Origin of the sequence: Escherichia sp. WS3063 (genome assembly GCF_046486595.1) — a bacterium.
Lineage (GTDB): Bacteria > Pseudomonadota > Gammaproteobacteria > Enterobacterales > Enterobacteriaceae > Escherichia > Escherichia coli.
The window spans coordinates 155,032-169,746 of sequence record NZ_JBJQKY010000002.1; the positions used below are offsets into that span (position 1 = coordinate 155,032).

Annotated in this window: 9 protein-coding genes; 5 read left to right on the top strand and 4 right to left on the bottom strand. The window is 39.9% G+C overall.

The annotated features are described in order from the left end of the window. Window positions 1-21 precede the first annotated feature (21 nt). From fimA to fimB, 3 genes are all read right to left on the bottom strand, one after another. On the bottom strand, window positions 22-570 hold the full coding sequence (gene fimA, locus ACJHYW_RS02710; RefSeq protein ID WP_000695555.1) for a type 1 fimbrial major subunit FimA: 549 nt from the start codon (window positions 568-570) through the stop codon (window positions 22-24). 480 nt (window positions 571-1,050) lie between these two features. After that, the gene (gene fimE / locus ACJHYW_RS02715) at window positions 1,051-1,647 is read right to left on the bottom strand and encodes a type 1 fimbria switch DNA invertase FimE (RefSeq protein WP_000044700.1); all 597 of its coding nucleotides are present in this window, start codon (window positions 1,645-1,647) and stop codon (window positions 1,051-1,053) included. A 477-nt stretch (window positions 1,648-2,124) separates the two neighbouring features. Further along, window positions 2,125-2,727, bottom strand: a complete 603-nt coding sequence (gene fimB / locus ACJHYW_RS02720; RefSeq protein ID WP_000790588.1) for a type 1 fimbria switch DNA invertase FimB — start codon at window positions 2,725-2,727, stop codon at window positions 2,125-2,127. Between the two features lie 1,452 nt (window positions 2,728-4,179). Here fimB and nanC point away from each other — a divergent pair. From nanC to ACJHYW_RS02745, 5 genes are all read left to right on the top strand, one after another. Next, window positions 4,180-4,896 (top strand): N-acetylneuraminic acid outer membrane channel NanC, encoded by a 717-nt coding sequence (nanC, locus tag ACJHYW_RS02725; protein ID WP_001295734.1) that lies wholly within the window; start codon window positions 4,180-4,182, stop codon window positions 4,894-4,896. Window positions 4,897-4,915: 19 nt separating this feature from the next. Next, window positions 4,916-6,022 (top strand): N-acetylneuraminate epimerase, encoded by a 1,107-nt coding sequence (gene nanM, locus ACJHYW_RS02730; RefSeq protein WP_061092741.1) that lies wholly within the window; start codon window positions 4,916-4,918, stop codon window positions 6,020-6,022. Window positions 6,023-6,086: 64 nt separating this feature from the next. Beyond that, window positions 6,087-7,073: a sialate O-acetylesterase gene (locus ACJHYW_RS02735; protein ID WP_061092742.1), complete on the top strand. Its 987-nt coding sequence runs from the start codon at window positions 6,087-6,089 to the stop codon at window positions 7,071-7,073. A gap of 861 nt (window positions 7,074-7,934) precedes the next feature. Further along, the gene (locus ACJHYW_RS02740; RefSeq protein ID WP_061092743.1) at window positions 7,935-9,668 is read left to right on the top strand and encodes an AAA family ATPase; all 1,734 of its coding nucleotides are present in this window, start codon (window positions 7,935-7,937) and stop codon (window positions 9,666-9,668) included. After that, window positions 9,665-11,572: an N-6 DNA methylase gene (locus ACJHYW_RS02745; protein ID WP_061092744.1), complete on the top strand. Its 1,908-nt coding sequence runs from the start codon at window positions 9,665-9,667 to the stop codon at window positions 11,570-11,572. Before ACJHYW_RS02740 ends, ACJHYW_RS02745 begins: the two co-directional genes overlap by 4 nt. 80 nt (window positions 11,573-11,652) lie before the next feature. On the opposite strand, the gene ACJHYW_RS02750 is transcribed toward ACJHYW_RS02745, so the two are convergent. Beyond that, window positions 11,653-14,715: a type I restriction endonuclease subunit R gene (locus ACJHYW_RS02750; RefSeq protein ID WP_061092745.1), complete on the bottom strand. Its 3,063-nt coding sequence runs from the start codon at window positions 14,713-14,715 to the stop codon at window positions 11,653-11,655.

Sequence of the window (14,715 nt, forward strand, 5' to 3'; positions counted from 1 at the left end):
ACGTCCCTGAACCTGGGTAGGTTATTGATACTGAACCTTGAAGGTCGCATCCGCATTAGCAGCACCCGGGGTTGCGACACCGGTTGCATAATAACGCGCCTGGAACGGAATGGTGTTAGTACCGTTATTCAGGGTTGTTTGCTCACTGAATGTCGCACCGTCCAGCGTCAGCGCAGCACCCGTTCTGTCCAGGATCTGCACACCAACGTTTGTTGCACTACCTGCAGCAGAACTCTGCAGAGCCAGAACGTTGGTATGAGTCGCATCAATCGCCGTACCTAAAAAGGCAACAGCGGCTTTTGATGCAACATTGGTATCGCAATCATTCAGCTGAATGTTAAAACCGACAGCAGAACTGGTTGCTCCGTCCTGTGCCAGCGATGCGGTACGAACCTGTCCTAACTGAACGGTTTGATCAACAGAGCCTGCATCAACTGCGCAAGCGGCGTTAACAACTTCCCCTTTAAAGTGAACGGTCCCACCATTAACCGTCGTGGCAGCGGCCAGAGCCGCTGTAGAACTGAGGGACAGAGCCGACAGAACAACGATTGCCAGAGTTTTAATTTTCATGCTGCTTTCCTTTAAAAAAACTATTTCTAAATCGACATGGGCAGTCGTTCTGTACGCTTTGTTTTGTCAACGAGTTTGACTGCCAACACTGCACAGTTTCCCCCCAAAAGATGAAACATTTGGGGCCATTTTGACTCATAGAGGAAAGCATCGCGCACAAACTTTTTCAGTTTATTTGTTGGCTTAATGTTCTATAGTTATCTTTATTTGCAGTTTTTTATATTGCATGAGGTGGTTTTTGGAGAGAAGAATGAGGAAGTTGCGTCGAGCTACAGAAACGTTAGCTTTACATATAGCGGAGGTGATGTGAAATTAATTTACAAGAGAAATAATTTACATATCAAACAGTTAGATGATTTTTGTCGTTTTTTAATATTTTTATGCTTGAGAAAAAATACGTAACTTATTTATGATATAGACAGTTTGGCCCCAATTGTCTTGTATTTATTTGTTTTTTAACTTTATTATCAATAAGTTAAATCAAACTTCTTCTCTTTTTAATTTTTCGTTTATGAGATTATTTCTTTCCCATAATCCGGCAAAACGAGCAGCATTACTGGCGGTATAACGCACTGTATGGCGAATATTTCGATGCCCGAGATAATCCTGAATTAAACGGGTATCTGCACCACGCTCCGCCAGTTCATAACCGCAAGCATGCCTTAACATATGAGGATGAGTCTGCGTTACGGTTCCAGCTTCAATACCTGCATCACGAATAATGCGATAGGCCTGCTGGCGAGAAAGCCGACTCCCGCGGCGAGAAATAAATATAGCGTCGGTCCGGTCAGCGCCTTTCCAGTTAGCACGTTCCAGGGTCCAGCGTTCCACGGCTTCACGCTCATCAAAACGTAACGGGTGAACGGTAGAAAATCCGTTCTTCAGTCGGCGAATATTTATTCGACCTTCATTAAGGTCAAGATCCTGATAATGCAGATCAAGCAGTTCACTAATACGCATCCCATGCCGATATGCCAACAGAATAAGACAATAATCTCTGGCTCCCGTTGCCCCGTAACAAACCGCCTGCATCATGGCCTGAACTTCTTTACCGGTAAGATAACGACGTTTACTCACAATAGTAGTACTCCTAACTGAGATATATTTGAATGAATACCTATAGGAAACCTCAATCGGTCAAAATTAGCCCAATAGATAAAAAGATAACCACACACGAAGTGATGTGGCTATCAGTCAATTACATTAAATATCATACAAAAATAAAATATCACCGATGTGACAACATCTATTTTCATTGATTTGATTCAATATAACAATAGATTGCAGAGGATTAACTTCCAGTTGCTTAAAAAATAAAGAAAAAAGTGTGGAAACAGGAGAATTTAAGTGATGTGTAAATTTATGAATGATTTTGTTTATTTATTTTGAAGAACATAAACCATTGGATTTTGTATGGGTATGGTTAACTTAATGTTTATTATGATAATTAAGAATTACACTTACAATAACATCAATTAATAAATGGTTAATCATTTTTGATATATCGTAAGAATAATGTAGTTTTTAACACCATCCATGGTATCTCAACTATCTCTATAAAACAGCGTGACGCTGTCGTCCTCTGGCTCTATCCCAGATGCCGTAAAAACGCCCTGCATTGCTGGCGGTATACCAGACAGTATGACGAATATTGCGATGCCCAAGATAATCCTGGATAAGTCGCGTATCTATTCCCATATTCGCCAAAGCAAAACCACACGAATGGCGTAACATGTGCGGATGAATCTCCAGTGACAACCCGGCATTACCACCAGAAGTCGAGATAATATGGTAAAACTGTTGCCGAGAAAGCGGATTCCCCTTACGTGATAAAAATACCCACTCGCTCTCAGAATGCGGATAAGAAGTACGGATACTCAACCAGTTTTTTAAAGCCTGAACTTCTTTGTTCAATAGCGGGTGCGTTGTTGAAAAGCCTTTTTTTAATCGATGGATATATATACACTTTGCCTTAAGATCAATATCCGAAATCCTCAATCGGCAAATTTCACTCGCCCGGAAACCATGAATAAAACAAAGCAAAGTCAGACAATAATTACGTGCAGCATGAGGCCCGGTATTTGCTGCTTTAAGGAGTGATTCGATTTCACTATGGGTAAGGAAGTTCCTTTTTTTGTTATCAGCCTTATTCTTCATCGTTTTCCCTTATAATTACAGACGCGCACTAGCTGTGCTGGGTTAGCAATAATCCAACATTTTAATCCTGATTATGTTTATAAAAGCGAACGTTTGCTTAATAACTAACGTAAGTGGACCAGTTCTTCTGAGCGAACTTAAATGGAGTAGCGATAGTTACTTATAATAACTTTGCCATACAAACGCCATGCTCTTGCATGCTATGTACCTTTATATATTTATCAATCTGATACGAATCTAATAATAACCCTCATCATTAATGCAACTAATCTTATCTATATATCATGTGATATGTTCTGTAACAAGTAAAATCAACATAAAAAATTCAGCAAAATTTAATATTCGTTCAACTAGCCGTCTCACATATGACATTATTAGTCAACTGCATTTGCCACAAAATGGCTATTTCATGGAACGCAGTTATTTCTTAGTGGCTATTATCATGCTAATTCTTAGGTCCCTAGCGATTATTCCTGCCTGGTTCATCAGCTTACGCCATGAGATTGTTACATTCCTTTTTATCCTGGAGATATGGGGGAACGCAGGCGACGCTTTTTCATCTACATCCGTTGGTAAATATGGCTTTGGTCACTACGACTTAAACCTTCCTCAATCACAGCTATTCGCCGGGCGATACGGCAAACAAACTAAGTGAAACATCATCCTGAAAACACTAACATCAACAAGCCTCTCCAGATCGACATCAGGAGTGACCAGTTACAAGCCACAAACCAAGAAACATATTTCATGATGAGAATTATGCTCAGCCTGATGGCGGGTAAACACTTATTTTCACCAAGCTCACTGAGTTAGCTTGCAAAGCTTCCTTTGTTTAGATTCTAAATAAATTATTTATAAAACAAATAGTTAAAAGAAAGCCTTTAGTTTTTGAAGACCACCTCAAGTGTTCGTCTGGCTTCACATGTCATCTTCCTCTTAGAAAAAGATCGACATATTTTGTGACACGAATTGCAAATCTGGTTTTGTTGTATGGATTGCGTGATTTTTGATCTGGTATAACAGGTATAAAGGTGCACCACGATAGTCAATGAGACTGGGCATCTCGTAATCTATGGCAAACATCACTTCAGTTCTTTCTCATCGGGTGATGAAAACGCACTTCAGTCAGAAAGGAATATGAAAATGAGATCAACAGACACTCTATTTTATGACTCTGGGTAAAATGAATTGAGTAAGTGATATAGCTTACGAACATTCAAATCAATTAAACATCAGAATAGATTTTATACTCAGGTATTTAATCTGGCTCTCTGTTTATTTAAATAATGTGGAAAGAGAATTTTCACAGGAGACCTTATACAAAAAATATAAAATACAGCTACTCGTTGCCAAAGACACTATAAGCCTGGCAAAAAATATTACACAACATAAATGCTAATTGTTTATGCGGGCTTTGTATTGCTTTCTGTATCCTACAAATGAGTGAAATTTATGAAAAAGGCTAAAATACTTTCTGGCGTATTATTACTGTGCTTTTCGTCACCATTAATTTCTCAGGCTGCGACACTGGACGTACGTGGTGGATATCGTAGCGGAAGCCATGCCTATGAGACTCGACTCAAAGTCAGTGAGGGATGGCAAAATGGATGGTGGGCAAGCATGGAAAGTAATACCTGGAATACCATTCATGATAATAAAAAGGAAAATGCCGCACTCAATGATGTTCAGGTTGAAGTTAATTACGCGATTAAACTTGATGATCAATGGACGGTGCGCCCGGGAATGTTAACGCATTTTAGCAGCAACGGCACACGCTACGGACCCTACGTAAAACTGTCCTGGGACGCGACAAAAGATCTTAATTTTGGCATTCGCTATCGTTACGACTGGAAAGCTTACCGACAACAAGACTTATCCGGTGATATGTCTCGTGATAACGTTCATCGTTGGGATGGATATGTCACTTACCATATTAATAGTGATTTCACCTTCGCATGGCAAACGACGCTATACAGCAAACAGAACGATTATCGCTATGCAAACCATAAGAAATGGGCGACGGAAAATGCATTTGTTCTACAATACCATATGACGCCCGATATTACGCCATACATAGAATATGACTACCTTGACCGCCAGGGTGTTTACAACGGCAGAGATAATTTATCGGAAAACAGTTATCGCATTGGTGTGTCATTTAAACTGTAGTAGACAGGAGACAGTCACAATGAATAAAACAATAATGGCGCTTGCTATCATGATGGCTTCATTTGCCGCAAACGCGTCTGTATTACCGGAAACTCCTGTGCCATTTAAAAGTGGTACCGGAGCAATTGATAACGACACTGTCTACATTGGTTTAGGTAGCGCAGGTACAGCATGGTACAAGCTGGATACACAGGCCAAAGATAAAAAATGGACAGCGTTAGCTGCATTCCCTGGTGAACCGAGAGATCAAGCAACCTCGGCATTTATTGATGGCAATCTGTATGTGTTTGGCGGCATTGGCAAAAACAGCGAGGGCTTGACTCAGGTATTTAATGACGTACACAAATACAACCCCAAAACCAATAGCTGGGTTAAATTGATGTCGCACGCGCCGATGGGCATGGCGGGTCATGTGACTTTTGTACACAACGGCAAGGCTTATGTTACTGGCGGTGTTAACCAGAATATCTTCAATGGCTATTTTGAAGATCTCAACGAAGCTGGAAAAGATTCAACCGCTATAGATAAAATCAACGCCCACTATTTTGACAAAAAAGCAGAAGATTATTTCTTCAATAAGTTTCTGTTGTCTTTTGATCCCTCAACACAGCAATGGAGTTACGCTGGCGAATCTCCCTGGTACGGGACGGCTGGTGCGGCGGTTGTGAATAAGGGTGATAAAACCTGGCTTATTAATGGCGAAGCCAAACCAGGATTGCGAACGGATGCCGTATTTGAACTTGATTTCACCGGTAATAATTTAAAATGGAATAAGCTTGCTCCCGTCGCATCACCAGATGGCGTCGCTGGCGGTTTTGCAGGCATGAGCAATGACTCACTTATATTTGCCGGAGGAGCTGGATTCAAAGGTTCACGAGAAAATTACCAGAACGGTAAGAACTATGCGCATGAAGGCCTGAAAAAATCATATAGCGCTGATATTCATCTTTGGCATAACGGGAAATGGGATAAATCGGGCGAATTATCGCAAGGTCGGGCCTACGGAGTATCATTGCCCTGGAATAATAGTCTATTGATTATTGGCGGTGAAACTGCGGGTGGCAAAGCGGTGACGGATTCAGTTTTAATTTCTGTGAAGGATAATAAAGTCACAGTACAAAACTAACGCTTCAGGGCCCCGGTAAAGGGGCCCTGCTATCAATTTGTCATTTGTATTACGCGAAAATTATATGAACGCAATAATATCGCCCGATTATTACTATGTTCTTACCGTTGCTGGTCAGTCTAATGCCATGGCGTATGGCGAAGGACTGCCATTACCGGACAGGGAAGATGCGCCTCATTCCAGAATTAAACAATTAGCGAGATTTGCGCATACGCATCCCGGAGGCCCGTCATGTCACTTTAACGACATTATTCCACTGACTCACTGCCCACACGATGTTCAGGATATGCAGGGTTATCACCATCCTCTGGCAACGAATCATCAAACACAGTACGGCACCGTTGGCCAGGCACTGCATATAGCACGGAAATTACTGCCCTTCATTCCTGATAATGCAGGGATTCTCATCGTTCCGTGTTGCCGTGGCGGATCGGCTTTTACCGCAGGCAGCGAAGGGACATATTCAGAACGGCACGGAGCCAGCCATGATGCTTGTCGTTGGGGAACGGATACTCCGCTATACCAGGATTTAGTCAGCAGAACGCGAGCCGCACTGGCAAAAAATCCGCAGAACAAATTCCTCGGCGTATGCTGGATGCAAGGCGAATTTGACTTAATGACCAGTGACTACGCGTCACACCCTCAACACTTTAATCATATGGTTGAAGCCTTTCGTAGGGATCTAAAACAATACCATTCTCAGCTTAATAATATTACTGACGCACCGTGGTTTTGCGGCGATACCACCTGGTACTGGAAAGAAAAATTCCCTCATGCGTATGAAGCGATTTATGGCAATTATCAAAATAATGTTTTAGCCAATATTATTTTCGTCGACTTCCAGCAACAAGGTGAAAGAGGACTGACGAACGCGCCTGATGAAGATCCGGACGATTTAAGCACGGGATATTACGGTTCAGCGTACCGGTCACCGGAGAACTGGACGACGGCACTGCGAAGCAGTCATTTCAGCGCGGCAGCCCGTCGGGGGATTATTTCTGACAGGTTTGTAGAAGCAATTTTGCGTTTGTCACATTTTCACAAAGAATAGTACACGCTATTCCTTGTGCAATCAGGCCAACTCGCAATAAAGGCAGCAACTATGCTTGAAGCCCCTTCCCCGCCGGATAAATAATATCCTTACGGCAATTGGTAACCGTATAAAAGGCCTGATGTTTTGAACTGCCGTTGACGGAGATGAAGTAATCTGCTTTTTTGGCAGCATCCAATAACGCATCAATGGCAACGCGATCATTGTTGAGCTCAATTCATAGCGCTGGATACAATTTCAATAAGGCGTCTTTACCACGTTGCGTGGCATTTTTGTAATACTGTAAAACACCCGCTTTTTCCCGCGGAGATTCCGATACAACGGAGACGTTACGCTTGCTGGTATGGTTTCTGTCGGGAGGGTACTACCGATATCCTTACAAGCGTAGAGCTGTTCCATCATGCGTGCCAACAACAACATACGGATATCCAACCGTTCCCAGCGACGTAGGAACATCTCGCGAATGTTAATCCAGTACTGTAGTCGGCGATCGCTATCACCAGATTCACAATCATAAAGAACCTCTGCAATATCAAGAGTATACTTGAGAATTTATGTCGATTCATTTTTCGTGCACAACATTTCGATAGCTTCGAGGGCATCATGGTATTCTTTGTGACTGAAGGTCCATGAAAGTAACGTATCGAGAATAATCCCTGTAGTTGCCAAAATGAGTTGATCACTACACAATGATTTGTTTGTACAGAAGGAACGATTATTATATGTTCTTGTAGGGCAGAGCACGTTGCTACCGTAACAGCGTTGAAGATAATTTGGCCGAGACTGTAGTGGCCCAGTTTAAAAGGTAGCAGAATTTTAAAAGTGTCAGGTGCATAGAATTAAAAAAATGGAACTATAAAAATGGAAATCATATTACCAAAAAACACCTTATATGACAGAGAGCAAAATGTCTTTTTTGAAAAGGTTACGGCCTTAATTGGCGAAAATGGTGCTGGTAAGTCCTCGATTTTACAATCCGTATTTATTAACTGTTTAACAAAAAAATATCTACCAGAAACAAAGGTTGTTTGTTTTTCTTCTGGACAAAATGAGAAATACTCAACGTACTTCTCTGATTATCTTTCTCATGAAAGGCAAGCAAATAGAGGTCTTAACTTAGATTGTTGTTATTACGATAAATCATGGTCAAAGTTACTAATATTCATATCCACAATTTGTAAATCAAATGGTCTTGTTAGAAATTTTTTATGTGAGAAAGGCTATATTGATGTATCAGATGATAAAAATGATGATATATCAAGCAAGCTTACATTGACGGTCCGAGTAAATTCGGCTTACGTTAATCGAGTAAAAATGGCATTAGCACAAGAAGAACAAGGTATTGAAAATACTTTAAGGTATTCAGCTTATCATAGGACTTTAGAAAGTTTCATTAATAATATTGTTAATGCTGATTATGATTTCGAGTCTCCACTTGAAGCTCAAGAGATCTTGCTAACTCATTCAAATTTTTTCAATCCATCATTTGAGGAAGCAGAAGATTCCTTTTTTGATCCTATCATAACATTTTTCACTCAAGCAGCAGATAATGATTACTTTATAATAAAACCATCATTACAGCTAGAGTTTAAAAATAATATCGAACTGAATGATATTAGTGATGGGGAATATCAAGTACTCTTTTTATACTCTCTGCTTGATATTTTTGATAGTCCTAATACTTTATTCTTATTAGATGAGATAGATTCCCATTTACATTACAAGAATATTGAGCTCTTATGGCATCGACTACATAGTATTAATGGTTATGCGATAACAACCACCCATCTATTAGACTCAATTACAGCTACTGATAATGATTTTAAAAACTTAAAGATTGTTGATAAAGGAAAAATAAAAGAAGATGATAAAATAAAAACTATAATAGAACGTTTATCTGTCTTGACAAGAATATCAGACGTACAGTTCGAAGTGTGTCGTAAACTAGAAAACATAGTATTGATGGATGATTATAATGATTGGACTATTTTTTATGCCTTAGCAAAGAAAAAAGGACTTGATGTATCAAAGTTAGATGGCCTCCATGCAATAAAACAGTCCTCTGGTTACGATAATTTAAATCAAGAGTTCGCAAAACCAAAAATAGAGTGGATTAATTCGCTTTTAAATGTAAATACTGATAAAAAAGTCAAAAGAATATTCATGATCTGCGACAAAGATGAGGCTCCAATTACCTATCAGAAAGATGGAGTTCAAGTCAATGGAAGTGAATATTCAAAACATATAGCGAAGTTAGAAAATAAAAACAAAAATAAAATATATCTCCTTGCATGGAAAAGAAGAGAAATAAAAAACTACTTACTATCTTATACGGCATTGTCCCATCATGGATTTATCGAGCAAATAAACAATGGAGATCTGCCAGCTAACAGTTATTTAAAAGAAAACGATCCTGGAGATAATTCAGCAATTAGCCGGCTTAACGTAAAACATTGCATCACAAAAATAATTGATTCTGATGGTATAGGATTAGATATATCAAAACTTTACTCATATATAGAACTTATACCACCTGCTGAGATCAGTGAAGATATAGTGAACATGTACAATTTTTTGGTGGAGAAATTAAAATGAACACCTCTTTATTTGAAGATCTACTTACACTAATCAAGAAAAAGAGTTCGATAAGGAATACAGAACAAGCAGTAGAGTTAATTTCATTATTTATTTTTTTACATTATATAAAATTATATCTTTATGAAAATGATAAAAGATTTTCAGATATAAAAAACATATCAAGCAACAACATTAATGAAATTAAATATTATTATCAGCAACTATATGAAAGTTTTATTTTCTCGATAGATATAAAAAATATAAACCACGACATGCTTGAAAAGCTCAGGAGTAAGATAGGTTTTTTAATTAATAACATCAATGACCATGAAATAATTAAATATATAGATTATTCTATTTCGCAGATACATTCACTTACAGAATTCTATCAATATGCAAATTCTTATCAATCTTTAATTCTTAGGATGGTTAATGAATCGGGTCGTTCAGGTGAATATGTTACTCCATCTGCTTTAGTTCAGCTCATGGTTGAAATGTTATCACCTACAGATGGCACATCAATCTACGACCCCGCATGTGGAACTGGGGGTTTATTAATAGAGTCAGCACGATATATTAAAGGCAACAGTTTAAACAAAAACTTAAATTTAAATTATTCCCTTATTGGTAATGACACATCATCATTTGCCTGTCTAATCTCAATTGTTAACCTTTTAATCAATAAAGAATTTAATTTTGAAATAATACTAAAAGATAGCTTAGATATAAATTATAAGAATACAAAATATGACTTTATTTTAACTAACCCACCATTTGGGAAAAAGAGCGGTTGGGATAATATTCATATTGACACACATTATAAAGGACCTAATCTAGACTATTACTTCCTGGAGCATGTTATTGACTCTCTCGCTGTTAATGGCAAAGCAGCCATAATATTACCAGAGCGTTTTTTATATGATGTGAGTAAAGAGTGCATCACTCTTAAAGATAAGATCTTCCAAAATTATAATTTAGATTGTATTTTATCTATACCGTCAGGTGCATTGCTTCCTTACACTGCAGTAAAATTATGTATTCTTTTTATAAGTAATCCTGGCCCAACAGATAGAATATTTTTCTACAATTTAAATAATGGTGAAAAATACTCACGTACAAATATTATAAAATTCGATGATTTTATAGATTTTTTAGAGTCAGCAAAAAATAGAACAATAACTGAACACTCCTGGATTATCAATATTAGTGATACACCTTCATCTTATAACTTACTCTTAAAAGATAAAGAGCGAAACTCATATGAGTTTCTTAGTGATTCTATAGTTAACATTGAACAGACAATACGTAATAATGAATTATTACTAACAGAGTTGTCTTTATTAAGAGAAAAAATAGCAATCTTAGAGTCAACAATAAAAAATCATTCGCATGAATATGAATTTGAGAGACTTAAAGTTGGAAATATTGCAATAGTAAAATCCGGAAATTTATTACAAAAAAACAGGCTGTTACCCACTGGACCAATTCCTGTATACGGTGGAAATGGAGTTATTGGATATAACAATGAGGCAATGGTAAATGGTGAAAATATTATTATTGGTAAGGTCGGAGCTCTTTGCGGAAACGTTCGGTATGTTCAAGGTGATATTTGGGTGACAAATAACTCATTAATTATTAAGAATTATTTACCAAATAAAGTTTTAACACCCTACCTTGCAAAGTTATTATCTACTTTAAACTTAAGAAAGCTCGCCGTTGGTACCGCTCAACAATATTTAACCACAACACAAATAAAAAATGTAGAAATTAGCATTCCACCTTTAACGACCCAGCATAAATTAAATATGTGGCTTGATGAGTTAGATAATACCCTTGAACAATATAATAAGCTCATTGAAAAAATAATGAATGATAAGCGAGAACTTAAAGAGAATTTGTATAAAGGTCTTTTAATAGAATAGATCACAATAGCAGGGTGTCCATAAAACACCCTGCTACTGGTTGCAAGTAAGTTGCAATATCTGTACTGCTGAAGCTACTATTAATAATGCTCCTCAATATACCCATACGCCTTCTGGAACAACTCTTTATCTTTCCCTAGTCCAAACTGGGCCAAGGTCAGTAAAAGCGCCTTTTGGATTTCGCGCGGGCCACTGTTGGAATTTTGCCAGCCATCAAAGCGGGTAGCTTTCACAATTTTATCAATTTGCTCTACAACATCACCGATTAACTTAGGGGTAGTTTCCGGACGTGTTTCGAGGAAAAGCTTAGTCAACGCCTGTTTATTATCAGCTTCAGTTACTGGGCGCTCGCCCGTTTCGCGCTCGGCTTGAACGGTATCTTTCGCTGCATCCAACAGGCCTTTCAACCAGTCAATGGCCTTGATAACACCAGCTTCATAGTCCTGACGCAGTTTTTCAAGGCGCTCGCCCAATGCCACAAATTTAGGATCATGACTGCCGCGCAAACGTCCCATAAGATCAATCTCCAGGCGTTTGGCACGTTGTTCCTGCTCTTTAGCGGTCAGGGTAAAAATAGCGTGCTCGTCCATAACCAACTCGTCAATATCATCGCGAATACGATTGATATCAGTATGCTCATGGATCATCTTGATTGTTTCGGGGCCAAGGGCAGCCCAAACAAGCGCACCTGTCTGCCCTACCGGACGCACCGATTCATAAATTTGCGCCAGCCATTTATAGTCCTGACGATAAGAGGTCAAAAAAGGATCTGGGTTGATAGCTGACCATAACTTGGATAACACACCAAAGCTGGCAGCGAATTCATCGCGTTTCTCGTTGGTCGGCAGGCATTCCTGCGCGGCCATAATACCTTCAAAACCAGCTATGGACCGATCCACACCAGGGAAGAAGGACAAACATTTATTCAGTTGTAACGGCAATAGCTCTTTAAATGCCTCAATTCCCTCTACAACTCCTTCAATTTCTTCAGGGTTATAGGCCAGAGCGGTACGCAGATTTTCGAAAACGCCGAGGTAGTCGATAATTAATCCCATGTCCTTGCGTACAGTATCGGTTTCGTACAACCGGTTGGTTCGGCACATGGCCTGAAGAAGAGTATGATCGCGTAGAGGCTTATCGAGGTACATGCAGTAGCAAATCGGGGCATCAAAACCCGTAAGCAGCTTGGCGGTTACGATAATAAGCTGTAATGGATGTTCAGGATCTTTAAAGCATTCAATCAGATCCTTTTGCACCTGTTCTTCGGCATCAATGTGCTGCCAGCGTTCAAAATCGACTTGTTTGACTGGCAGCTCCAACTCATCATGCCATTTAAGCCAATCCTTGTTGAGCTTGTCTTTTTTGCCACCCTCTTCAACTTTAACCGGAGCCTGGTCAACGTTCATAACCACTTCAACCGCATCAAAACCAAGCTTTTCACCGAGCAAATAATACATCTGCACACAGGCTTCGCGATCGTATACCACAACCATGCCTTTCATCTTTTTCGGCATAACATGGTTGGTAAAATGCTCAGCAATATCATTACTCACCGCAGCCATACGCCTAGGGGATTTCAGCATGATTGCCAGCTTGCCTGCACGCCTGGACAATGCTGCTTTTTCTTCTTCATCCAGGTTGTTTTCGGTAGCCAGTTGCTCGAACTCTTCATTGATGGCATCACGATCCACTCGGAGTTCAGCCAGCCGAGGTTCGAACTTCACCGGGTTAGTTGCGCCATCCCGGATCGACTGCTTATAGCTATAGCGGCTCATATAGCGACCTGGATCTTCTTCGGCACCGAACAATTTGAACGTATTACGATCAATGCCAGAAATCGGAGTACCAGTCAGGCCATAGAAGTGGGCATTGGGCAACGCCCAGCGCATTTTCTCGCCTAATCCCCCTTCCTGTGTACGGTGAGCTTCGTCAACCAACACAATGATATTGTCCCGGTTGTTCAGGCCATTAGGGTTGCTATCGTCAATTTCGATATCTTTAAATTTAAAGATGGTGGTGATTAAAATGCCACGGCTGTCTTGTTCTATGTATTCACCCAACTTTTTGCAGCTTTGCACTTTAATCAGATTCTTAACGTCGGCTCCGCCAAAGGTCTCGTTAATTTGGCTGTCCAGATCTCGCCGGTCCACAACGATAAGTACCGTCGGGTTTTTTAACGCATTATCGGCACGTAGCATTTTGGCGGCGTAAAGCATCAACAAGGATTTACCCGATCCCTGGAAATGCCAAATAAGACCTTTTTTTGGATAGCCTCTGCGAACACGCTCAACAATTTGTTTTGCAGCTTCAAATTGCGGATAACGCGGCAGGATTTTAACGCGTTTAGGTGGAGTATTTTTGCCCGTTTTGACGGTTGAAAATAATGCAAAAGATTCAAGTAACTGCAATAAGGTTTGTGGATTTAACAAACTCTCACAGCTGTTGAGTACCGATGCTAATCCCGGCAGAATTTCATCACGAAGCTCAGTATTATGCCAGGGCCCCCAGTCTTTAACTCTGGCATTAATGGCACCATAGGCAAAGGTTTTTCCTTCGCTGGCAAAGCACAGCAAGTTAGGTACAAAGAAAGATTCAACATTTTTCCAGTAGTACTTTTTGCCACCCATGAAATCGGCAGCACCGTCTTGCCAGGTCACGCTGGGGCGTGTTGCGGTTTTAACTTCGCCCACTACTAGCGGTATGCCGTTCACATAAAGAACAATATCAAAATAGACTTCAGTGGCCGCGATATAGCGAACCTGCTGCGCCACCACAAAGTGGTTGTTCTCTATATTGTCAAAATCAATCAGATTGATGGTGATATGGTCGCCATTCTTACCAAAAGGCAAGGTTTTGTCGGCCATCAACCATTCCTGGAAGTTTTCATTGGCCTTTACCAAGCCGGTATGGCGGGCTTCTAAAACCACTCCTCGCAGTTTGTAAATGACCTCATCGGCATAGTCAGGCTGTCTGCCGATATCAGGGTTTAACGAACAAAGCGCGTCTTTTAGCCACTCATCAACGAAGATATCCTGCGCTTGTTTAGGCAGGTTTTCACCGTGGCAGTAAGTCCACTTGACTCCGCTTAAACCTTTTAAACGGTCGATAATTCCATTTTCTGTGACGGTTTGTTCGTTAAACAA